The sequence below is a fragment of the Candidatus Zixiibacteriota bacterium genome (assembly GCA_040756055.1).
Taxonomy (GTDB): domain Bacteria; phylum Zixibacteria; class MSB-5A5; order GN15; family FEB-12.
In genome coordinates this window covers 158,101-180,301 of sequence record JBFLZR010000006.1, presented here as the reverse complement: position 1 = coordinate 180,301, position 22,201 = coordinate 158,101, and the positions used below count along the sequence as shown (strand labels likewise).

At 52.3% G+C, this 22,201-nt stretch carries 18 protein-coding genes; 5 read left to right on the top strand and 13 right to left on the bottom strand.

What is annotated here, in order from left to right; translation table 11 throughout:
• Positions 1-18 precede the first annotated feature (18 nt).
• The 5 genes from hypF to AB1483_12205 form a co-directional block, all read right to left on the bottom strand.
• Positions 19-2,340: a carbamoyltransferase HypF gene (hypF, locus tag AB1483_12225; GenBank protein ID MEW6413217.1), complete on the bottom strand. Its 2,322-nt coding sequence runs from the start codon at positions 2,338-2,340 to the stop codon at positions 19-21.
• Between the two features lie 21 nt (positions 2,341-2,361).
• Positions 2,362-3,027 carry a hydrogenase nickel incorporation protein HypB gene (hypB, locus tag AB1483_12220; protein ID MEW6413216.1) on the bottom strand — a complete coding sequence of 222 codons (666 nt, stop codon included), beginning with the start codon at positions 3,025-3,027 and terminating at the stop codon, positions 2,362-2,364.
• Between the two features lie 31 nt (positions 3,028-3,058).
• Positions 3,059-3,406: a hydrogenase maturation nickel metallochaperone HypA gene (hypA, locus tag AB1483_12215; GenBank protein MEW6413215.1), complete on the bottom strand. Its 348-nt coding sequence runs from the start codon at positions 3,404-3,406 to the stop codon at positions 3,059-3,061.
• Positions 3,407-3,916: 510 nt separating this feature from the next.
• Positions 3,917-5,287 (bottom strand): sigma-54 dependent transcriptional regulator, encoded by a 1,371-nt coding sequence (locus AB1483_12210; GenBank protein MEW6413214.1) that lies wholly within the window; start codon positions 5,285-5,287, stop codon positions 3,917-3,919.
• 15 nt (positions 5,288-5,302) lie between these two features.
• Complete coding sequence (locus AB1483_12205) at positions 5,303-8,476, bottom strand: PAS domain S-box protein (GenBank protein MEW6413213.1); 3,174 nt, start codon at positions 8,474-8,476, stop codon at positions 5,303-5,305.
• Positions 8,477-8,858: 382 nt separating this feature from the next.
• Here AB1483_12205 and hisC point away from each other — a divergent pair, with 382 nt between their 5' ends.
• On the top strand, positions 8,859-9,995 hold the full coding sequence (gene hisC, locus AB1483_12200) for a histidinol-phosphate transaminase (GenBank protein MEW6413212.1): 1,137 nt from the start codon (positions 8,859-8,861) through the stop codon (positions 9,993-9,995).
• 40 nt (positions 9,996-10,035) lie between these two features.
• Here the strand turns inward: hisC and AB1483_12195 are convergent, their stop codons facing one another.
• The 4 genes from AB1483_12195 to AB1483_12180 all read right to left on the bottom strand — a co-directional run bounded on the left by AB1483_12195 (position 10,036) and on the right by AB1483_12180 (position 13,931).
• Entirely contained in the window at positions 10,036-10,728 is a 693-nt protein-coding gene (locus tag AB1483_12195) for an SDR family oxidoreductase (protein ID MEW6413211.1), read from the bottom strand.
• Between the two features lie 11 nt (positions 10,729-10,739).
• Positions 10,740-11,975 (bottom strand): 6-carboxytetrahydropterin synthase, encoded by a 1,236-nt coding sequence (locus tag AB1483_12190; GenBank protein ID MEW6413210.1) that lies wholly within the window; start codon positions 11,973-11,975, stop codon positions 10,740-10,742.
• On the bottom strand, positions 11,960-12,514 hold the full coding sequence (gene folE, locus AB1483_12185; GenBank protein ID MEW6413209.1) for a GTP cyclohydrolase I FolE: 555 nt from the start codon (positions 12,512-12,514) through the stop codon (positions 11,960-11,962). Before folE ends, AB1483_12190 begins: the two co-directional genes overlap by 16 nt.
• Positions 12,515-12,731: 217 nt before the next feature.
• Positions 12,732-13,931 (bottom strand): geranylgeranyl reductase family protein, encoded by a 1,200-nt coding sequence (locus AB1483_12180; protein MEW6413208.1) that lies wholly within the window; start codon positions 13,929-13,931, stop codon positions 12,732-12,734.
• Positions 13,932-14,065: 134 nt separating this feature from the next.
• On the opposite strand from AB1483_12180, the gene AB1483_12175 reads away from it, so the two are divergent.
• On the top strand, positions 14,066-14,740 hold the full coding sequence (locus AB1483_12175) for a hypothetical protein (GenBank protein ID MEW6413207.1): 675 nt from the start codon (positions 14,066-14,068) through the stop codon (positions 14,738-14,740).
• Position 14,741: 1 nt separating this feature from the next.
• On the opposite strand, the gene AB1483_12170 is transcribed toward AB1483_12175, so the two are convergent.
• The 4 genes from AB1483_12170 to sixA all read right to left on the bottom strand — a co-directional run bounded on the left by AB1483_12170 (position 14,742) and on the right by sixA (position 18,077).
• Positions 14,742-16,220 carry an RtcB family protein gene (locus AB1483_12170; GenBank protein MEW6413206.1) on the bottom strand — a complete coding sequence of 493 codons (1,479 nt, stop codon included), beginning with the start codon at positions 16,218-16,220 and terminating at the stop codon, positions 14,742-14,744.
• Between the two features lie 67 nt (positions 16,221-16,287).
• Positions 16,288-16,743 carry an archease gene (locus AB1483_12165; protein MEW6413205.1) on the bottom strand — a complete coding sequence of 152 codons (456 nt, stop codon included), beginning with the start codon at positions 16,741-16,743 and terminating at the stop codon, positions 16,288-16,290.
• Positions 16,744-17,586: a histone deacetylase gene (locus AB1483_12160; protein ID MEW6413204.1), complete on the bottom strand. Its 843-nt coding sequence runs from the start codon at positions 17,584-17,586 to the stop codon at positions 16,744-16,746.
• Between the two features lie 23 nt (positions 17,587-17,609).
• Positions 17,610-18,077, bottom strand: a complete 468-nt coding sequence (sixA, locus tag AB1483_12155) for a phosphohistidine phosphatase SixA (GenBank protein ID MEW6413203.1) — start codon at positions 18,075-18,077, stop codon at positions 17,610-17,612.
• 166 nt (positions 18,078-18,243) lie between these two features.
• Between sixA and AB1483_12150 the strand changes: the two genes are divergently transcribed.
• From AB1483_12150 to AB1483_12140, 3 genes are all read left to right on the top strand, one after another.
• Positions 18,244-19,428 (top strand): MFS transporter, encoded by a 1,185-nt coding sequence (locus AB1483_12150; protein MEW6413202.1) that lies wholly within the window; start codon positions 18,244-18,246, stop codon positions 19,426-19,428.
• Between the two features lie 99 nt (positions 19,429-19,527).
• On the top strand, positions 19,528-20,511 hold the full coding sequence (locus AB1483_12145) for a DUF362 domain-containing protein (GenBank protein ID MEW6413201.1): 984 nt from the start codon (positions 19,528-19,530) through the stop codon (positions 20,509-20,511).
• Positions 20,508-22,199: a 4Fe-4S binding protein gene (locus AB1483_12140; GenBank protein MEW6413200.1), complete on the top strand. Its 1,692-nt coding sequence runs from the start codon at positions 20,508-20,510 to the stop codon at positions 22,197-22,199. The genes AB1483_12145 and AB1483_12140 overlap by 4 nt, the downstream gene beginning before the upstream one ends.
• Positions 22,200-22,201 lie beyond the last annotated feature (2 nt).

The window sequence follows — 22,201 nt, the reverse complement described above, 5'->3', positions numbered from 1 at the left end:
GTTGAGCGCATCCTTTCTTCATTTCGCCTCGTTGCCCCGCCGCAACATGGCGTCCGAGGCAACAACCTGTCCCAACGCCAGGCCACCGTCATTGGTAGGTACCTGACGGTGGCGGAGGATATCGAACTTCTCGTCGGCCAGCCGCCTGACCAGATATTCCGAAAAATACCTGTTTTGATAGACACCGCCACTTAAACCTACTCGATTTATTGCTGATTTTCCCCTCGCGTTTTGGGCAGCTGATACAAACAATTCGGCCAGATTGACCTGAAACTCCCCGGCCAGCTTCGCTACATCGTCACCCCGCGACAGCCCGGCGATTATTGCCTGCACGATCTCTCCCCAGGGGAGCGCCCCGGAAGCTGTCGCAGACTCAAACCGCATTGACGGCGGCTGGTAATCACGGCAGGAAGCCATTTCCAGCTCAATAGCCGCCTGCGCTTCGAAACTGACCTCGCCGCGAATGCCGAGCAACGCCGAGACACCATCGAAAAGCCTTCCGCAGCTCGATGTTGCCGGGCTGTTGACCTTTTTATCAATCATCTGTAGAATTATTTCAATTGTCTTGCGGTCAACACTTCCGAGAATTGGCAGTCGCAGATCGAGCAGCCCGGAGCCATAGATATGATAAAGATAGCTTATCGCCATCCTCCATGGCTGCCTGACAGCCGCGGTTCCGCCGGGCATTGCTACCGTCTCGAGCCAGGCATGCCGTTCGAACCCGGCAGCATCACCGATAAGAACCTCTCCGCCCCAAATGGTACCATCGGTCCCGTACCCCGTGCCATCCAGTATGATCCCTATCGTCGGCTCACTCGCCCCGTTATCAGCCATCACCGCGGCAAGATGCGCGTGGTGGTGCTGCACCGCCACCGAAGGTAGCGACTGCCGAATAGCCCACTTGGTGGACAGGTACTCGGGATGTAAATCATACGCGATCGCCTGAGGTGTTATCTCCAGTATTCTCCCCAGATGTTCAATCGAATCCTCGAAAAACTTGAACGCCGCCGGACTATCGAGATCGCCGATATGCTGGCTTAAGAAAACCTGATCTCCCCGTGAGAGCGCTATGGTATTTTTCAATTCTCCGCCGCACGCCAGAATGTTGCGAGATGTTTTCTCGCCGACAAACACCGGGGCCGGCACGAACCCGCGCGCCCGTCGAATAATGTGCGTGTACCCGCCTGTGACGGTGGCTATGGAATCGTCGCAACGTTGGATTATCTCTCGATCGTGAAGCAAGAATAAATCGGCGATACCGTTCAGTCGCTCCATCACCTCATCATTGCCGATAGCTATCGGCTCCTCCGCAAGATTCGCGCTTGTCATCACCAGGACGTCAAAATTGTCCCTTAGGAGAAGATACTGATGCGGACTGTAGGGCAGCATAAACCCCAAATATTTATTGTTGGGGGCAACGGAATCAGGAAGACTACAGTCTTCGAGCTTTTTGAGCAGAACAATCGGCCGGGTGTGGTGTGTCAGAAGTTCCAGTTCGTCGTCAGACACAGAGCAGTAACGGCGGATATTTTCAATATCCGGCGCCATCATAGCAAACGGTTTCTCGGCTCTCCCCTTGCGATTCCGAAGACGCTCGATAGCCCTTTCATCGTGTGCATCCACCGCCAGATGAAACCCACCAACGCCGCGAACGGCGACAACCTTCCCTTGCTTGAGTTGTTCAACCACGGATGCTATCGGGTCAGACGTATGTACCTCACCGTTCGAGTCACGCAGGAAGAGCTTCGGACCGCAAACCGGGCAGGCGTTGGGCTGAGCATGGAAACGGCGATCGGATGGATCATGGTATTCTCTGTCGCAATCCGGACACATCGGAAAACGCTTCATCGATGTCAGCGGACGATCGTAAGGAATACCTTCGACAATGGTATAACGCGGGCCGCAGTTGGTGCAATTTATGAAAGGATATAAATAGCGACGGTCATTGGGGTCAAAGAGTTCCCTCAGACAGTCGTGGCAGACGGCTATGTCCGGAGATATAAGAGTCGAGGCAAGCTGCTGCCGCTGGCTGCGACTGATTGTAAACTCGGTATCCCCTTTAACGGTCACCTCGCTCGAGTCAAAGCCAACCACATGAGACAACGGCGGAGGGTTTTCACGAAGTCTCAGGATGAAGATGTCTATTTCTTCCCGGGCGCCCTCCAGCTCGATTATGACCCCTTCGGTATCATTGGCCACAAAGCCGGCCAGGCCAATCTCGCGCGCAAGGTTATACACGAATGGCCTGAAACCAACGCCCTGTACTATCCCGTTTACTCGGATTCGGCGGCGGCATCTCTCGCCATGCTCGGTGTTTCTGACGTGGTGTTCTTCAGACATGGATAGACACCCGGCTTGGGACTAACCCTTTCTCGCCGCTACTTCACTCACCAGCCACTCAAACCATTCTTCGAGTCCCTCACCCGTGCGGCAAGATGTCTCAAAAATCATAAGTTTACCGTTTATCTGCAGGGCGTTCTTCCTGACAACATCGATATTGAAATCAGAGCTTCCTATCAGATCAGTTTTATTGACGACCATCACCGATGACCGACGAAACATACCGGGATATTTCAGAGGCTTGTCATCGCCTTCGGTGGTACTTATCAGCACCACTTTCATGTCTTCTCCCAGGTCATAGCTCGAGGGGCACACCAGATTACCGACGTTTTCGATAAACAGAAGGTCTGTTTGGGCCAGGTCGATTTCTTCGAGTGCTTTCGCCACCATCCGAGCATCGAGATGACAGGCCCCGCCGGTGACGATGGGACGTACCATTTTCCCCCCGGCTCTTACGAGCCTGGCCGCATCGTTCTCAGTCTGGACATCGCCCGCCACGAGCGCGATACCTATCCGGTCATTGAGCGCCTCGATAGTTCTTTCGAGTAAAGTCGTTTTTCCGGAACCGGGTGAACTGACCAGGTTAAGTGTCAGGATCCTTTTTTCCGTAAGTTTCTGTCTAATTTCGGCGGCAATCCTGTCGTTTTCCGAAAGGACTTTTGTCTCAATTGTTATTTTCTCTGTCATCGGTTCTCTCTCCAGCAAAAAGTCGATGCCCCTACCGGGTTTCAACTTCGATATATACAATATCCAGTTCCTGACCTTGTTCCAACTCCACGTTTCTTGATCGACACTCCGGACATGCGAAAACAAGTTCTTTGACTCCGAATGTCGCGGCACAATCAGTGCATGTCGCCAGAACCGGTACGTTCTCTATCTTCAGCCTGGCACCTTCCAGCGCAGTACCGGCGATAATAGCCGAAAATCCGAATTCCAAGGCTTCCGGAACAACATCGGACAGCGCTCCTATTCTCAATCCCACGGCATTAACACGACCCAGGTTCTGCTTTTCAACCTGTTTGAGCACTGTGTTGACAATCGAGTTGGCAATAGCGAGTTCGTGCACGCGTTTCTCTCCAAAGGGTTATTGGACTAATCAATACTATGTAGAAATGGCTCGCGGTTCAATCTTAATTATGTAGGAGGTTTGAATGCGGGCGGAAGGCGAATCACCGCTATCGATAAAAAAATACCTAATGGAGTGAGCACGATCTCCACTAGGCATTTTTTGCACAGGATGAATAAAGTAAGCAGGGTCTCTGTCAGTCCCCCTGTCTCCGAAACCTTTATAATTTCTAAGCGCTTATTCTAAAAGCATCCTCATTTTCAAGCCAAAAGTTGCTGACTGCCTCTCGTCTTCTCTGCTATCCCATAGACCAAACCAGACAAAGCCGCTTTGGTACCTGTTGTTTTGCGGTCCACCCACTTACAGATATAAACAAATACCATGCCAACAGAGAGGTTCTCGTGAGATACGCAAGACGTTGTCGCAGCAGCACTTATCGAAACCACAAAACAGTCATAAATTAGCGACAGGTATAAATCACCAAAAAAACGAAGTTTTTGTCGGGTAAAATCAACCTAATTGAATCTGAAGGTCTTTCATCAGCTTCCGGAGATTTGACGGGTCCATGGAGAGTTCGCGGGCGGCGGCGCTGATATTTTGCTTATTGCGATCGAGAGTCTTGAGAATCAATGTCCGTTTGAATTCCCTGACGCTATCGGTCAGACTTCCACCGAAACTGCCGCGCTGGTCAATCGCCGCCAGATACCGCTCAACTTCCTTCCTGGTGATATAATAAGAGGCGGAGAGGTCGATAAGCGATTGAATGGTGTCGAGTAGCTGTCGGACATTACCGGGCCAATCGTACTCAATGAGGAAATCCCTTGCCGATGGTTCGAAGATTTTGAGGCCACTGCCAATGCGCCGACAGTACCGCTTCGAGAAAAAGTCGATGAGCTCCGGGATGTCTTCGCGGCGTTCTTTCAGGGCAGGCAGCTTGATAGTAACTCCCTTGAGACGATAATACAGGTCTTCCCTAAAGGTTTTCTCCATCACACGGGTGGGTAGATCATGGTGCGTAGCGCAAATCAGCCTGACATCGACCTTCACTACCTGCGGCGAGCCTATTCGCTGCATCTCCCCCGTTTCCAACACCCGGAGGATTTTTGCCTGGGTCGTGATGTCGAGGTCACCGATTTCATCGAGGAAGACGGTGCCGTTGTCGGCAAATTCGAACATCCCGATTCTATCGGCGACAGCGCCCGTAAACGAGCCTCGCAGATGGCCAAACAACTCTGACTCGACAAGATCAGGGGCCTTGTGATTGCAGTTGAATATGGCCAGCGGGTTTTCAGCTCGCTTGCTTTTTCTGTGAATGGCCCTGGCGACGAGCTCTTTGCCGGTGCCGGTAGGCCCCAGGATCATGACCTTATTATCGGTCGGACCTATTTTCTCGATGGTGCGGAACACATCAAGCATCGCCGCTGACCTGCCAACCATACCATAATCGTCGCGAGCGATGGCCACCAGGTCCGAATGGCCGCTCTTTAGTCGATAGAAGCTGATAGCATTCTTAACCGCACGCTTCAGCCGGAAAGGTCGCTCATTCTTGCCAACGTAGTCAAAGGGGCGATGCCCTTTTTCGATATCGTCCTCGGAGTAGTCGCCCGGATAACCGGTATGGAAAATGATGGGAAGTTCCGGGTCGATCTCTTTGATTTTCGAGGCGGCCTGAAGACCATCCATCTTCGCCATTTTTATATCCAGCACAACCGTCTCAATTGCGCCATCGGACGTAATGATTTGTATGGCCTCGTTTGCGGAGGAGGCTGTAACGACCTGATACTCATCGGAAAAAGTCTGATCCAATGCTTCCAGGACGAGCGGGTCGTCATCGACCACGAGAATTCTGCCCGGTTTATCCATCGCTGCCTTATAATTCAAAAAAGACCTTGTAAGCTATGTTCTCAATAATATACTGAAAGTAGCGCCCTTGTCAAGATTGGACACCACCGATATCTCACCATTGTATATATCGACAATTCTTCTGCAAATGGCCAACCCCAGACCACTGCCGGTACCCGGTTTCGTACTGAAAAACGGGCTGAATATCTTCTCCTGTATGCGGGGCTCTATGCCTGGACCCGTATCCGAAATTTCGACCCGGATTTCATCTCCGTCTCGCCGGGCAATCACATCAATCCGCCTCTGCGAAACGTCCTCAAGAGCATCCACGGCGTTGTAGATTATATTTCTGAACAAGCTGTGGGCGTGGATCCGGTTCATGCGGATGTATATGTCGTCAGCTATGTCAATATTGACGGTAATCCCCAACCTCTCGATTTTGTCCCTGTCAAGTATCAGTTCCGTAATGAGAGATTTCAACTCGAGCATGTGTATGTCCCGCTCGTGATCCAGTCTGGAAAACTGCGTAACCAGTTCGGTCATTTCGATAGCCCGCGACACCGATGTTTCAGCGAGACCGACCAGTTTCAGGTCCCGACCGTTATCATCGGTCGCTTTCAGCGTCAGTCTTTCGCGCAGTTTGTCGAGAGTACTGCTGGCGGGAAACAGGGCATTATAGATTTCATGTGCCACTCCGCCGGCGATTTGCTTTACCTGGTCGTACCTTTCCTGTTGTGCCGCCATCAGGCCGGCCTCAGCCCGCTTGCGCTCGGTGATATCGATAGCCGTTCCGAGCACCGCCGGTTTGCCGTTATACTGGATCAGTCCGCCTGTATAAAGAACCCACCCCTGTTTACCGGATTTGGTGATAATCGGTATCTCATAACTATCAAACCCCGTATCAGTGCCCGACAAACGGTCCACCGCTTTCTGTCTTAGCACCTCACGGTATTCTGCCTGGGCCAGTTCCCAGGCCCTTATGCCGCTGAGTTCTTCGGCGCTATACTCGGTTATTACGGATGTCGCCGGGTTAGAGTATACGACTCTATCGAGGTCATAGATGATAATGGAAGCAGCGCTGGTTTCAGCGAGAGTACGGAAATTCTTCTCGCTCTCCTGTAAGGCTTCCTCAGCTAAAATGCGATCGGTAACATCGAAAATAGTCCCAACCAGACCCGGCATCTGCTGGTAAGACATTTTGGACAGTTGCGCCTCGACATGTCGAATTTCTTTATTTTTCGTAATTACGCGAAAGCTGGTGGACATTGTCTGCACATCCGAGGTTATGATGTGTTTCAGCAGATCTACAGCCGCCGGCCTGTCTTCCGGATGAATATGCCCGTGTGAAGAAGGCATCGCCTGCAACTCCTCGGCGGTATATCCGAGAATCTGCGCCACTTTGGGGTTAACATACTCAAACTTGTCGCCGTTAAGAACGAAAACTCCCACGGGAGACTGTTCGGCCAGGGCCCTGAATCTGTCCTCGGATTCCTTGAGCGAATTCTCGGCCAGCTTGCGTTCCGTTATGTCGACCACGGTTCCGATGATCATCGGCCTCCCCTGATATATCGTGGCCGAAGACGATATCTCCAAATTTTTGATGTTGCCCGACTTGCCCATAAGCCGAACTTCATACTTGACGACTCCTCCCGCCCCGCTTAAGAATGCGGCCAGGTTGCCAGCCGCAATGTGTCTGTCTTCCGGATGAACAAGCTCAACCGGATTCGGATGAGACATGATCTCTTTTACGGAATAACCTATCATCTCTTCAACTGCGGGATTAGTGTAGGCCACGCCGGATTCGTTAATCAGATATATCCCGACCGGAGCCTTCTCGGCCATTTCTCTAAATCGCCTTTCGGATTGCCTCAGCGCTTCCTCAGCCTGTGCGCGCTCCGTGACATCTTCGGTGTGAACCATCACATAGTCAGGCGGGACATAGGCAATCGATACGGATAGAAACAGCCTCTGCGATGTTGACCTGAGTGTATGCTCTACCGGCTCCTCGTACTTCTTGCTCGTCTTTTCTCTGAGGCAGCGGAGCATGTCATCGCGCCAGTCCTCATGGCCGGGATGGAGTTCTCTGAATTTGATCTCAAGAAGTTCCGGAATCTTTCCGTGAGTCAGCTCAAAAGCGGCATCATTGTAATCCTTCAGAACGAATTCGTCGTCGACCCACTGCCATATATAAGTCGGGATCGGCACGGATTTATAGATAGTACGGGCGCGCTCTTCACTCTGGCGCAGGGCCTCTTCGCGATGCTTCAACTCCGTTATATCGGCGAAGCTGGCAATCACCCCCTGCACCGAACCATCAAGCCCCCGGTATGGAAGCGCGGTCGCAGAAAGAATGGAAATGCGGCCGTCTTGATGAATATACTCCCGCTCGTAACTGCAATACTCTTCCCCGGCAAGCACTACCGCCAGGGGGCAGTGGGATGTTTCACAGATGGCGCCGCCCCAGACATCGTGACATTTTTCCCCGACTATCTCACCCGGCCGTACCCCAAGGTATGAACAATACGTGTCATTGACCCTCAAGATGGTCCGGTCGCTGCGAACCACATACAGAGGCGCGGCTGAATTGAAGATCTGGTTGAGGTCCGAGTGCGCTTCCTTCAAGGCGACTTCAGTCCTTTTGCGCTCGGTAATATCGAGAAGGGTAGCCATAATGGCCGCGCGGCCGCGGTATATCATTCGTGAACCGTAAACATCGACCACCCTCTCCTCGCCCTTTTTAGTCAGTATCCGCAATTCATAATTGGCATAAGCAAGCGTTCCTTTGAGTCTTTCACTCATTTTCCTGCGCAGGGACTCCCTTTCTTCGGGATGCGCGAAATCGAGAGGACCCAACCTATCGACAATCTCGCTTTCCGTATATCCAAGCATCTCGCACAGCTTGGGATTTATATACCGGCAGACTCCATCCTGTACAACGCTGATGCCAACCATCGATCGCTCCGCGAGAACTCGGAATCTTGCCTCAGATTCCCTCAGAGCCTGACGTCCCTTGACCCGGTAATGATTGACAATCAACAGTCCCACTGCCGCCAGAAAAGCAGCAGCCAGTATCTCGTCGTGGTAAGCATACGAAAGATCGCGAAGGTAGGTAATTACACCTTCCCAGGAGCTTACGTGCTCTGTCTTCGTGGGTGCAACTATAATCAGCAGGGGCTTAGAGACAAACCGAACCCCGCTGTTGAACAGAGTAATCAGGTCTATCACCATCAATACTAAATTACTCTATTTTCTCCAATTGTCAAACAATACAAGCGGAGACAGCCTTTGCCGAGAAGTCGCCAAAATTAAGCACAGACTCCCATCCCTGTAGCCAGTCCCCAATTCTGATACGCCCCATGGGCATAAGACGCTTTTTTATTGAACAGCAACCGCTTACGTCAGAATTGTGGAGCCGCCAAAGGACTGAGGCAAAAACTTCGGGCGGGTCTTGGGCACACTGTTGGACACACCGATGGGCTTTTCCGGGAGAATTCCGGTTCCCAGACAAATAGAAAGTCACCTGGGGGCAATGTTACTTGACGAAACCCGTCGGATTTCGTTGCTTCTATCAAGAAAGGATTAACAACGACACCTCGGGACAAAACATACCATGATTAAAATTCCCAAATTTATACAGGAACTCAAAGCGTACAAGGCCGGCAAACCAATCGGCGAATTGGCCCGGGAGAGAAACCTGAACCGCATTGTCAAGCTTGCCTCCAATGAAAACCCGCTGGGACCTTCGCCGAAAGCCGTGGAAGCTGTCAAAGATGCGCTTGGAGAATTGCATCGCTACACCGATCCGAGATCGCACGATCTGGTCATGGCGCTGGCCAATAAATATGATATCCGACCGGAGCATATTGTCTGTGGTCATGGCACCGATTCGCTCATAGCTTATGTTATCAACGCTTTTACCGAGGAACAGGATGAGATCTTGACCTGCGAAGGAACGTTCATAGGAATTTATGTCAACACCCGGAAATTCGGACGTCGACTGAAACAGATTCCCCTCAAGGATTACGGCTTCGATCTCAATGCGATTCTCAAGGCGGTATCACCGTGCACCCGGATAATATACCTGGCCAATCCCAACAACCCTACCGGCACCATGTTCGGCAAAGCCGAATTCGAGGCCTTCATGTCAAAAGTGAGCGACGACATCCTGGTAATTCTCGATGAGGCCTATACCGCCTACGCCGGGGACATTGCCGATTATCCAAACGGAGTCACCTACTGGTATGACAACATGGTCGTCATGCGTACGCTTTCGAAGGCCTACGGCCTGGGTGGACTGAGAGTTGGTTTTGCGGTTGGACCAAAACACGTGATAGACGCCCTGTATAAAGTAAAACTTCCCTTCGAACCAAACATTCTCGCGCAGAAAGCGGCTATCGCCGCGCTCGATGATGACGACTTTCTACGTCTCACGGTCGAAACAAACCGCCGCTCTCTGGCCGCAATGAGCGCGAAGTTCAAACAACTGGGTATAGCGCAGGTAGAAACATCGGCAAACTTCATACTGATGCTGATGCCGGACGAGCAATTCGCGGCTGACTTCACTGCGGAGTGTTTAAACCACGGCCTGATTCTGAGGCACGTCGCCGGCTTCGGGATCCCGAACGGTGTAAGGATTAATTCGGGCACCGATGACGAAACGGTGTTCGCGCTGGATGTCATCGAGAAAGTGTACTCAGATATTGTTCAGAAAAGGTCTGCGGCGGAGCCGATTCAATCGAACCAATAGCGGTCAGGGGGGGGGCGAAGACTCAGGCGTGAGTTATGGGCTAAAGCGTACCGGTGATATCACCGACCGATATGTTTTCCACGAGGACTTTTGACGGTCGTTCGATGGCAAAGGCCACCGCCTCGGCCACTTCTTTCGGGTGAAGCATCTTCTTTTCCGGCCATTCGCCCGGGACCCTCTTCCACAATCCGGTAGCGGTGGCGCTGGGGTAAATGTTGATGACCCGGATATTGCGGGGACGCAGCTCCTCGCGAATGCTCTGCATCATCCCTTCGAGCGCGAACTTACTCATACTGTAGCTGCTCCAGTTGGCGAATCCGGTCTTTGCCGCAATGGACAGAATATTAACGATACAGGCGCCTTCAACCATCACCGGAAACAATTTCTTGACCAGCACAAAAGGAGCGGTAACGTTGACAGCCAGTGTCTCCTGCCATTCCTGCGATGTAATCTCTTCAAATGGCTTCACATGCGCCACTCCTGCATTATTCACCAGTAAGTGGAGCGGCACAGCAGTGACATCGTTCACCAACGTGTCTACGCCTCGCAGGTCGGACAGATCAGCCACCACAGGCGTTGCTTTCCCACCGTTTACCTCAACCATCCGGCAACTTTCGGCCAGGGCGTCGACGTCTCTGCCCTGAAGCATGAGATTATAGCCCTGGCTCGCGACTCTCAGAGCGACTTCACGTCCAATACCCCGACTGGCGCCTGTAATGAGTCCGTTTTTCATTGACTTATCTCCTATCTGTAGCCGCCGGTTACCGACCGCCTGAGCGTGAATCTGTTATTGGGAGTCTCCCAGAGCCTCAGGCGGACAAGTCTCTCGCCAAGCTTCGCATTCAGTCTGGGCCACAGCACGTTTATTATGTTCTCGCCGGTCGTCACCCGATTTTTGAATTCCTCAATCTCCAGGTCCAGATGCTTGTAATTCCACTCATCCACCGTCTCGAAAACCGCTTTCTCCAGATCAGCCAACCTGAACATGGTTCCCGTTCTTTTGTTCAACTCGCCACCGATGCTTGCTTCCACCTTGTACAGATGGCCGTGCCCATACCGGTTGTTACACTTGCCATAAACCGAAAGGTTGTCGTCATCCGAAAGCTCGCTCGAATGAAGGCGGTGCGCGGCGTGAAATTGCGTCGACACTCCCATCAAACACCCATCGCGACCGGAGAATTCAACAAAGAAATGATCGTGCTCAAACAGCCTCACCCTCCCCACCGGCATCTTCTGGCTGAGATGTTTCAAAAAATGGCGCGCAAGTATTTCGGTAGTCACCGGAGAACCACTCAATTCGGGTACGTCGACATTGAGATTGCGATGATCGAATCTCCCACGCAGGTCATCGAGGATCCGTCGTCCCTCAGCCTCCGGGAAAATCATGCCGGAGTCCCCGTCGACAGCCCCCCCGAGTGTAACACGCAGCCGGTAATGATGACCGTGGCCGAAAGCCGATGATGCCTTTCCGAACAAATCCTTGTTTTCAACCTGGGACAGGTGTGGCGAGTAAGTCTGTCTGGCGGCCGAGAAGTCTGTCCATAGATGACGCTCAACCCTTCCATCAGCGTAGGCTGTAGCCTCACTCTGCGGTGACTCGATCAAATGACATGCGGTGGGCCTGGCGGACATATCCGCAAACAGCGGTCGCACATCGGTTAAAAGACCTTTCGCCACGTTTTCGGGAGTCGGCACGACATCTCCGAAGAGAGGAGTGTCGGTATTGAGATATTTGTGATCATACTTGCCGTCGATGAGCGGCTTAACCTTGTCCTTGATGCTGGTAACGTTAATCATCATGCCATTGGATGTATCGACGGGACCGTTAAACACAAAGAAAGCCTCGAAATTGTGTCCATGCCCCCAAAGGCCGGCAGACTCCCTGCCAAAATACTCCAGGTTCTTATCGTCGCTCCAGTTCCTGACGAACAGACGATGCGAACTGGAAAACTCGAAACGCTTGCTTATGAAAAGATACATGGTTTTATCAGGCTGAAAAATTCCGCTCGCGTTGACGGATCTTCATGGAACTCGCCAAGCACACATGATGTCGTCATTACCGAATTCTGTTTTTCGACCCCGCGCATCATCATGCACAGGTGCTGAGCCTCAATGACCACGGCAACACCGACAGCGTTGGTATATTTCTCAATCGTTTCGGCTATCTGCTTGGTCAGTTTTTCCTGGATTTGAAGGCGCCTTGCGAACACATCCACAATACGCGCCACTTTCGAAACTCCGATAACTTTGCCGTTGGGTATATAAGCCGCGTGACATTTGCCTATGAAGGGCAAGAGGTGATGTTCGCATATTGAATACAGTTCGATGTTTTTCACCAGCACGATCTCGCTGGTATCGGATTCGAACAGGGCGTTGTTGACCAACTTGTCGAGATCTTCGCGATACCCCTGGGTGAGAAACTCCATGGCCTTTGCCGCCCGGCGAGGAGTGTCTCGAAGTCCCTCCCTGTTAACATCTTCGCCAATTTTCTCAAGTATTCTTCGATACAGGTCTTCCATCTATTCACCTTTCACTCTGATCCACACGGTTTTCACGGTTTTGCATCAACGGACTTTTCTGTGATCGCGCTGATACCCTAATAACAAAGAGAATCCTCTGAGGTTTACAGAATAATCAGATTTGTGTTTTCTAACAAGTAGATTCGATTTTGTGCCACCATGCCGGAGCCCCATACATTTCTTATCGGAGGACGTCTTTGGATTTGCCGCCACGGAACTATCGCCAGAATGACTTGAGAAGAGCGGACACCGAATACAGCCGACGAGGATTATCACTGTGCGTGATAAACTCGGTACATACCTGGAGGAGAAAGGGACTCCGTTTGACGCGCCAGGCCACAAAATCGTTCAACCACTTTCTGGAGGCCCACTTCTGGGCATATTCGTAACCCTCATGCCGGGGCTTTAATTCCGAGTCAACCCTCGCCTTATATTCCTCAAGGGCAGTATTATCACCGGTAGATAGCGCCCTGTCGATTGCGCCGGCCGCCAGCTCGCCGCATGTCATCGCCTGCCCTATCCCCTCTCCGGTCAGAGGAAACGTCGCTCCAATAACTTCGCCCACCATAAGAACGCGTTTATTGATTATCGGACGGGCGTTTTGAAGGTCACAGCGAAGGGCGGCACTCCTCGAAGGCGAGACTATTTTCGAATCACTCATAATCTTCTTTGCCGCCGGGAATGTTGTCGTAAAGGACTCAAAACATTTATTCAAATCCACGTGTTTGTTATTGTTCAAGAAGTAGCCGCACCCGAGGTTGTACTCATCATTTCCGAGCGGCACAATCCAGCCGTATCCCGGCAGCAAATGTCGCTCGTAACACAGCAGAAGGTGATTTATCTTCACTTTGGATTTGACATAACACCGCATGGCTATGGCGCTGGGCTTGTTGCTAACCACACCCCCGATCCGGCGGGCAAGCCCTATATGTGATCCGGTCGCAACGACAACATAGCGCGCCTTTAATCCAGCCGTGGATCCGCGCACAAACAGCAGCACGCTCCCGTCACTTTCCACCTTCAGATTATCAATATGACCATAGCCGAACGCCGCCCCGCTCTCGACCGCGGCCCGCACCATAATTGTGTCGAGTTGTCTGCGCTTCAGGGTTACGAAGTCGCCGTCGATCGTAAAATTGACTCCCCCGGGGCTGAAGATAGTGATTCCGTCCAGCACTGAGCCAACCGCGCGAATCATATCATAAAGTCCCATCCGCCTCAGGATACCGGCAACATCGGTAATCATACAATCGCCACAGACCTTTTCGCGTGGGAAGCGGGCCATATCCACAACAAGTACCCTGTGCCCTTTACGAGCCAGTTGAAACGCCGCAACCGAGCCGGCCGGACCGGCCCCGATTACCACCACATCCCAGCTCCTGACAGGGATATCGCTCAGGGATAACTGCCATGGCACAGGCGAATCATATCTTGTGGTGTCCAATTCCAATTAGATCCTCATCCCGGCTATTCGACGGTCGTATCAAACAAAGCAGGCAAAACCGGTTGTAATCTCCGATTTTAGCGTTTAGATTAAGTAATCGATTCGATATGTCAAAATTAGAAAAAAAATCCCTGACTGGCAAGCTGATCGTTCTGGCAATATTCGCTGTCGCGATGGGCTACTTTGAGGCTGCCATCGTGGTTTACCTGCGTCGCCTGCTATACCCCGAAGGATTTTCATTTCCCCTCGTGCCGATCGACACGGAGCTCATAATAATCGAACTCTTGCGCGAACTCGCCACCATGATAATGCTCGCCAGTGTCGCCGTTATAGCGGCCAGGAAATTCTGGGAACTCTTCGGCGTATTCGTATTCATCTTCGGTATCTGGGACATCTTCTACTATGTCTGGCTCAAAGCTACAATTGGTTGGCCGGCATCGCTCGTTGACTTGGACATTCTCTTTCTCATCCCGATTCCGTGGATTGGACCGGTTATCGCTCCCGTTTTGATCTCCGTTTTGATGATTGAAGTCGGATTCGTCCTGATTCGCACATATCACCGCGGAAATTACTTCAAGCCTCCGCTCATATCGTGGCTTTGCGGCATACTGGCCACAGGGCTGATTTTGTTTTCGTTTATGAGAGACGTCGATGCCTCGCTCCGGCAGCAAATGCCTCAGGATTACCTGTATTCTCTGCTCGCGACAGGCCTGCTTCTCTATGTAATTGGATTCGTCACTGCTTATCGAAAGTCCAGATCGACGACACCGACGGAGTCCTGAATCAGCCCTTCACGACACCCAGCGGCTTGAACCTGACTACCTTTCGGGCAATTCCGGACCGATCGGAAATGTCAACAACCTCGTCAATATCTTTGTAGGCGCCGGGAGCTTCTTCAGAAATCACCTTACGGCTCTGGGCCTGGAGATATATGCCTTTTGCCTGCATATCCGACAGGACTTTGTTGGTCGGGTACTTTTTTATCGCCGCGTGACGCGACAGGCTGCGACCTGCGCCATGACATGAAGAACCAAAAGTCTCGTTCATGGCTTTTTCGGTACCAACCAGAAGATAACTGGCGGTCCCCATATCCCCCGGAATGAGCACCGGCTGGCCCACCCCCCGATATTTTTCGGGAATATCCCTGTGTCCCGGCCCAAAAGCTCTGGTGGCTCCCTTCCGATGGACATACAGCCAGCGTTTCTTCCCCTCAACGAGATGCTCTTCAAGCTTGGCTATGTTGTGAGCGATGTCGTATATCTGGAACATTCCCATCTCGCCCGCCGATTTGTTCAGCACCGATGAAAACGATTCGCGCACCCAATGCGTAATCATCTGACGGTTCGACCAGGCAAAATTGGCGCCGCACTTCATAGCCGTGAAGTATTGCTGTCCTTCAGGGCTGCCGGCCGGGGCGCATGACAATTCACGATCAATCAATGGGATACCGTATTTTTTGTTTGCCCTTCTCATCATTTCCAGGTAATCCGTACATATCTGATGACCACATCCGCGTGAACCGGTATGAATCATGATCGTGATCTGGTCGGGTTCGGTTATACCAAAAGCGGCAGCGACTCCCCTGTCATAAATCTCATCTACCTGCTGGATCTCCAGAAAATGATTCCCGGCTCCCAACGTGCCGAGTTGATTCGAACCTCGCTTCATGGCAGCATCACTGACCGCAGCGGCATCACCACCCTCGATGCACCCCTGTTCCTCCGTCATAACCAGATCTTCCGGCCAACCGTAACCGTTCTCAACCGCCCACCGGGCTCCATTTTCGAGGACATATTTAATTTCCCGATCAGAAAGGCGCACCCTTCCCTCGGAACCAACCCCGCAGGGGATATTATGAAACATAGCGTCGATCAGCTTGCCGATTCTTGGCTTTATATCGGAAACCGAAAGATCGGTGCGAAGCAGTCTGACGCCGCAATTGATGTCGTATCCCACCCCACCCGGTGAGATTACTCCGCTCGAGGCATCGAAAGCCGCCACTCCGCCGATAGCGAACCCGTAGCCGTGATGTATGTCGGGCATGGCAATAGACTTGCCGACTATGCCGGGTAATGTGGCAACATTGGCGACTTGTTCCGGGGAATCATCAAGCTTAATCGCTTTAACCATACGGTCGTCGGCATATATAACGCCCGGAACGGTCATCCGTACCCCGTGCTGCTGCATAACCTTGCTTTCGTAGGAAGCCGGTATTTCAAACCGGAAGGAATCAATCTTTTTCAACGGACCAGTCCAGGGCATAGATATTCGTTCCTATTTGATGGTCTCTTTCAACAATTCTCTCAATGGTAATCAACCCGGAGCCTGTTCACACGTCGAACAACACCTGAACATAAGCAGGCGTCTCACCTGCCGGGTCAGCTATCTCCATCATATGATACGAAACACCTTTTATGTGGTGACCCGACGCATGCTTTTCTTTGTCGTATTTCTCGCCAAAACCTCTCGCTGTCAGGCGGTTCTCACTCAGAAGAGTCACCTCGAAATCTGTCAGCACCCAGCCGTCAACCTCCCAAAGCAGAATCAATTTCGACAGAAAGCCAACGAGCAGCCCCTCCCGGTCGACAGATTCAACCTCAACAGCGATTTCCTTGTCGGGTCGGATTTTGGAACCATCGGTCATTATGTCAAACATGGCGTCGCCCGCCACGGCGTAGGCTTCTTCCACGGTTTTGCCATACGCCTTTATCGCGATATCGGCGGTGTGTTCCACGAATTCGTAGTGGCGCGAGCCTCCAGCGGCTTTCTTCCTCTCGGCGACCATCTAACTCTCCAGTCCGTTCAAATACGCCTGCACACAATAGGGCATTCCCGATGAATACCCACCCTCCAGCAGTGAAAATGTCGGGACACCCAAAGAGCTAATAGCCTCACCTATTCGCTCGAACGTTTCGATGTCCAATCCCAGATTGGTTATCGGGTCTTCCTTGAAGGTATCAAATCCGGCGGAAACCGCAACCAGTTCCGGCGAAAATTCCCTTACCTCGTCAAGCGCGATCGAGAATATTTTCATGTAGTCGTCGCCGGAAGTAAACGCGTCAACCGGAAAGTTGCGGCAGTTCAGTTCCGAGCGATACCCGGTTCCAGGGTATAATGGGCTTTGGTGCAGGGATACATACAATACTCTATCACTACCCATAAAAATATCCTGAGTACCGTTTCCATGGTGGCAGTCGAAATCGATAATGGCCACCCGCCTCACCTTATCCAGAGCTTTAGCGGCGGCAATCGCGACGTTATTAAAGTAGCAAAAACCTCCGAGGAAATTCTTACCGGCGTGGTGTCCGGGCGGTCGCATTAGTGATATGGACGCGGTCCCTTCCAGAGCTAGCTTCAGAGCCATAAGGGCAGCCCCGGCAGAGAGTCTGGCGTAAAAAGCCAGGTGGGGATAAGCCGGCGAGTCGCCATCATAGAAATTTCCCGCCGATACCCGGTCAATGAGATCGCGCGTGTGAACCAGCAAAAGGTCGGCCACATCGGCCGGGGTCGGCTCAACGACCTCATAGTGGTCCTTAAGATGCTCGAAAGTCGAGCGGACTCTCTCGGGCGACTCGGGATGACCCGGCTGCGAGTACTCGAGACATCTTTTGGAAAAAATGATTTTCATCGTGGCCCTGCTCTCATTAACAATCACTCACACAAACCCGGCACGAGTATCCATCGGATTACCCATTGATTCTCCTGGTCACGGGACATACAAACTACCCCGGCATTGTGAAATTCTACAATAGACCTGCTTTCGTCGCCGCAGAGAAGCCGTGAAGTCAACTTGCTTAGATGCGGAAGATGCCCGACAAGCATCACGTTTTCGCTCATCGACACAAGTTGTTCGGCCCAGACAGCAGGGTCGGCGTTAGGTTCGAGACTATCAGCGGGCTTTATTCCCCCCGGCGGGTTAAGGTAATCCGCCAGCACTTCAGCGGTCTGCTGGGCTCTCAATTTACCACTGTGAAATATGACATTGATGGATGGTCGAAGTTTGGTTGCGAGCCATTTGGCTGTTTTCTCAATCTCAGCATAGCCTCCTTCGGAAAAGGGCCGGCGCGGATATTCAGTATCTCTTTTGGCCTCAGCGTGCTGCACAAGGTACAAGTTCAATTCGTTCCCTCCTTTTTGGCAAGGTCCCGTCCCTGTGTCGCTACCCGCAAGATATACGGCCCATTACCGCTTGACAAGACATTCCCGGAGCTGAGAAACTTAGTTTGTTTCGCGGAAAAACAGTGTTATCTTTGGCGAAAACGGCTTGTAACCTGATGGAAAATATATGGCCAACGACGCAGGAGCCAACTCCGGCAAAGACAGAAAAGTATATCGCGACACCAATCTTCAGATAATCTTCGGCATTACTCTGATGGCCGTGCTGGGGGTTTCGAGTATCACCCCGGCTTTTCCCACCATTGCCCGGGAGTTGAACACTTCCGCTCAACGTGTGGGCCTGCTCATTACCGTGTTCACTCTTCCCGGCGTAGTGCTCACCCCGATTCTGGGCGTGCTGGCTGACCGCTATGGCCGAAAAAAAATCATAATTCCGGCGCTGATGTTATTCGGAATCGCCGGCGGAGCTTGCTTTTTCGCGAGGGATTTTAATGCTCTGCTGATTCTAAGATTCTTCCAGGGAATGGGCGGCGGTTCTCTCGGCTCTATCAACACCACCCTCATCGGCGACATTTACGAGGGCCGCCAGCGCGCTCAAGCTATGGGTTACAACGCCAGCGTGCTCAGTGTCGGAACCGCCAGTTATCCGCTGATAGGGGGAGCCTTGACCCTTGTGGCATGGCACTACCCTTTTCTTCTCTCCCTGATAGCCCTCCCGATCGGACTGTGGGTAATCCTCAAACTGAAAAATCCCGAACCCAAGAAGCCCGAGGATATGCGCCGGTATTTTCGTGGAATACTAAAGTCGATCAATGTACAGGTAGTTGGTCTCTTCTTTGCCAGCATCCTGACATTTGTCATACTTTATGGGGTTTACCTGACTTACTTCCCATTCCTGATAAAAGAGTCATTTAACGGCTCACCGGTGGTAATCGGGCTTTTGATGTCTGCAATGTCTTTGACGACAGCGGTCACATCGGCTCAACTCGGCAGGCTATCCGATACCTTCTCCCACAAGAAACTGCTTGTGTGGGGGTTCATTCTATACAGCATCGCGCTGCTCAGTATCCCTATGATTGGGCATCTATGGGTTTTGCTGATACCGGCTTTCGTTTTTGGCCTCGGACACGGAGTCAATATACCCAGTATTCTCACGCTCATGTCGGGATTCGCGCCACTCGAACATCGAGCGGCGTTCATGTCGATGAATTCCATGGTGCTCCGCGGTGGTCAAACAATCGGACCGCCTTTGATGGGCTTGTTTTACACGCTCGGCGGCGTTGATGCTACATTCTTTGCCGGAGCTGCTCTTGCCTTGATAGTCATGGTTATACTCGTCTTTACTCTCAAATAGTCCGCAAAAACCCGTCTCGATGCCAATTCCTTCAAGCTTGCCATAGATTTTGTCATTATTTATATTTCCCGCGTAAATCAAATCTCTGAGTCGGGAACCATGCAACGACGAGAATTCATAAAAAAGACCGGTAAAGCTGTCGCGCTGGCCGCCGCCGCCGGAGGAGCCGGCTTGCTGCTTCACAATCGCGACGCGGGAGCGCTGCTTTCAGCGCATTCAGGCGACAGGTACACTCCCGTTTTTGTGCCTTCGAGCAGTTTCGAAGTCCCGCCCGACCCAACTTTGCCAAAAGTCACCCTCTGTCATGAGGCTGATGCTGTCAAGGCCCTCAATTATTCTCTCGACGCCATCGGCGGCATAAAACGGTTTGTGAAATCGGGTGAGAAAGTAACGGTCAAGCCGAATATCGGATGGGATCGTGCCCCCGAACAGGCCGCCAACACCAACCCGCTGCTGGTAGCGGAAATGGTCCGACTGTGCCTCGAGGCCGGGGCGTCCGAGGTAATAGTGACCGACATCAGTTGCAACGAGCCGCGACGGTGCTTCCTTCGCAGCGGCATTAGAAACGCCGCTGAATCGGCGGGAGCCAGAGTACTGTTACCGCGGGAAGAAGATTATTTTTCGACCGATATCAACGGCGAATTGCTCACCGTATGGCCCGTTCTGAAATATTTCCTGAAGACCGACCGCTTGATCAATATGCCGATTGTCAAACATCACTCCATGTCCGCATGCACTATCGGCATGAAAAACCTCTACGGCATTCTCGGTGGGCGGCGCAATCAGCTCCACCAACGGATCGACCAGTCCATAGTCGATCTGGCTGCTTTCTGTCGACCTACTCTGACTGTTGTTGACGCTACCAGGGTTCTGCTGCGCAACGGCCCGACGGGAGGTTCGCTTGACGATGTTGCCATCGAAAACACGGTATTGTGCGCGACCGACCAGGTGGCGGCCGATTCACGAGCCGTGGAATTTTTGGGACTCACCGGTGAGAGAGTCGGGCACATCGTTCTGGCAGAAAAGAGCGGACTCGGCAGTATCGATTACAGAGCCGCCGGGTACAGGGAAGTCACTGTATGACAATCAAGACAGTGCGAAACCTTCGTCGCGTATCGCAGATACTCTTTTTTGCAGTATTCTTCTGGCTTATTCTCAAAACGACCTTCGAAGTAAATTTCAACCCGACCGACCCAACCGAGATCATGCTGCCCTACCCGGTATCCATTGCGCTCGAGTTTGACCCTCTGGTAGCTATAGCGACAGTTCTGTCAAGCGGAACACTGTACAAAGGTCTGCTCTGGTCGCTGGTCATTTTAATTCCGACGATATTTATCGGACGCTTCTTCTGCGGATGGGTCTGCCCCCTTGGGTCGCTTAATCACTGGGTTTCCGAGATTCCATCCGAGAGGCTCAACCATCGGGGAGCGGGAAAAATCAGGTCGAATCACTACAAAAAATATCAGCGGATCAAATATTATATTCTGCTGGTCTTTCTTGGCGCGGCTCTGTTGGGAACGCTGCAGATAGGACTTCTGGATCCGCTGGCGTTGCTTGCCCGCTCAATCGGAACAGTGGTACTGCCGGTGACACACACCGCCCTGGCAGGGCTTGTCGATTGGTTCAAAGGACTCGGCTACCCGCCCCTGGGCAAACTGGCGCAGGGTGTGTACGATATTATTGCCCCGCTGCTTTTGACCTACCGCCAGAGTTTCTTTCACACCATCCTGACCATAGGCACACTCTTTCTGTTCATCCTGATCCTCAACCGAATTTTCACCCGTTTCTGGTGCCGGGGCATCTGTCCGCTGGGAGCTCTGCTGGGAATCTTCTCCCGCTTCTCGTTATTCGGCCTGCAAAAGGATGAGCAATCATGCACGCATTGCGGACTCTGCGGCCTGAATTGTCAGGGCGGCGATGACCCCGAGATCGGCCGCAAATGGCGCCAGGCGGAGTGCCACCTCTGCCTCAATTGCCAGGCGGCATGTCCCGAGGGTTCACTCAAATTCAAGTTCTTCCCTCAGCAGATAGTTACGCCGGCAAATCCCGCCGGTACCCCCGAAATAAATATCTCGAGGCGAAAAGCAACAATGTCCGTCGCGGCAGGTCTGGCTTTGTTTCCCCTGCTGCGATCCGGGGACGCTTTCGAGGTGAACGCCAATCCCCTGTTGATTCGACCGCCCGGCTCTCTTGCTGAACCGTCATTCGCGGCAAAGTGCATCCGCTGCGGGCAGTGTATGCGAGTGTGCCCCAACAATGCGCTTCACCCCACTCTGCTTGAGGCAGGTCTCGAAGGTATGTGGTCGCCGTATCTGATAGCCAGAATAGGCTACTGTGAGCCTACCTGCACTCTCTGCGGTCAGGTTTGTCCGACCGGCGCCATAATGGAGCTTTCTCTGAAAGAAAAGGTCGGCGACAAAGATACGCCGCCCAACCGCATCGGCACGGCTTTTATCGATCGCGGACGGTGCCTGCCGTGGGCCATGGCGACACCGTGCATCGTCTGCGAGGAATGGTGCCCTACGTCACCCAAGGCGGTATATCTCAAGGATGAAATCGCGTACGACTCTAAGGGCAATGAGGTCCCGGTTAAGCGGCCGTATGTCGATCCGTATTTGTGCACCGGCTGCGGGGCATGCGAATTCGCCTGCCCTATAAGTGACCGGGCCGCAATTTATGTTACTTCAGCCGGTGAGACGCGTTCGGTAGACAATCAATTCCTGCTCGAGAGAAACCGCAAGAAATCACCTGTCCGAGACCGACAAGCATAGTC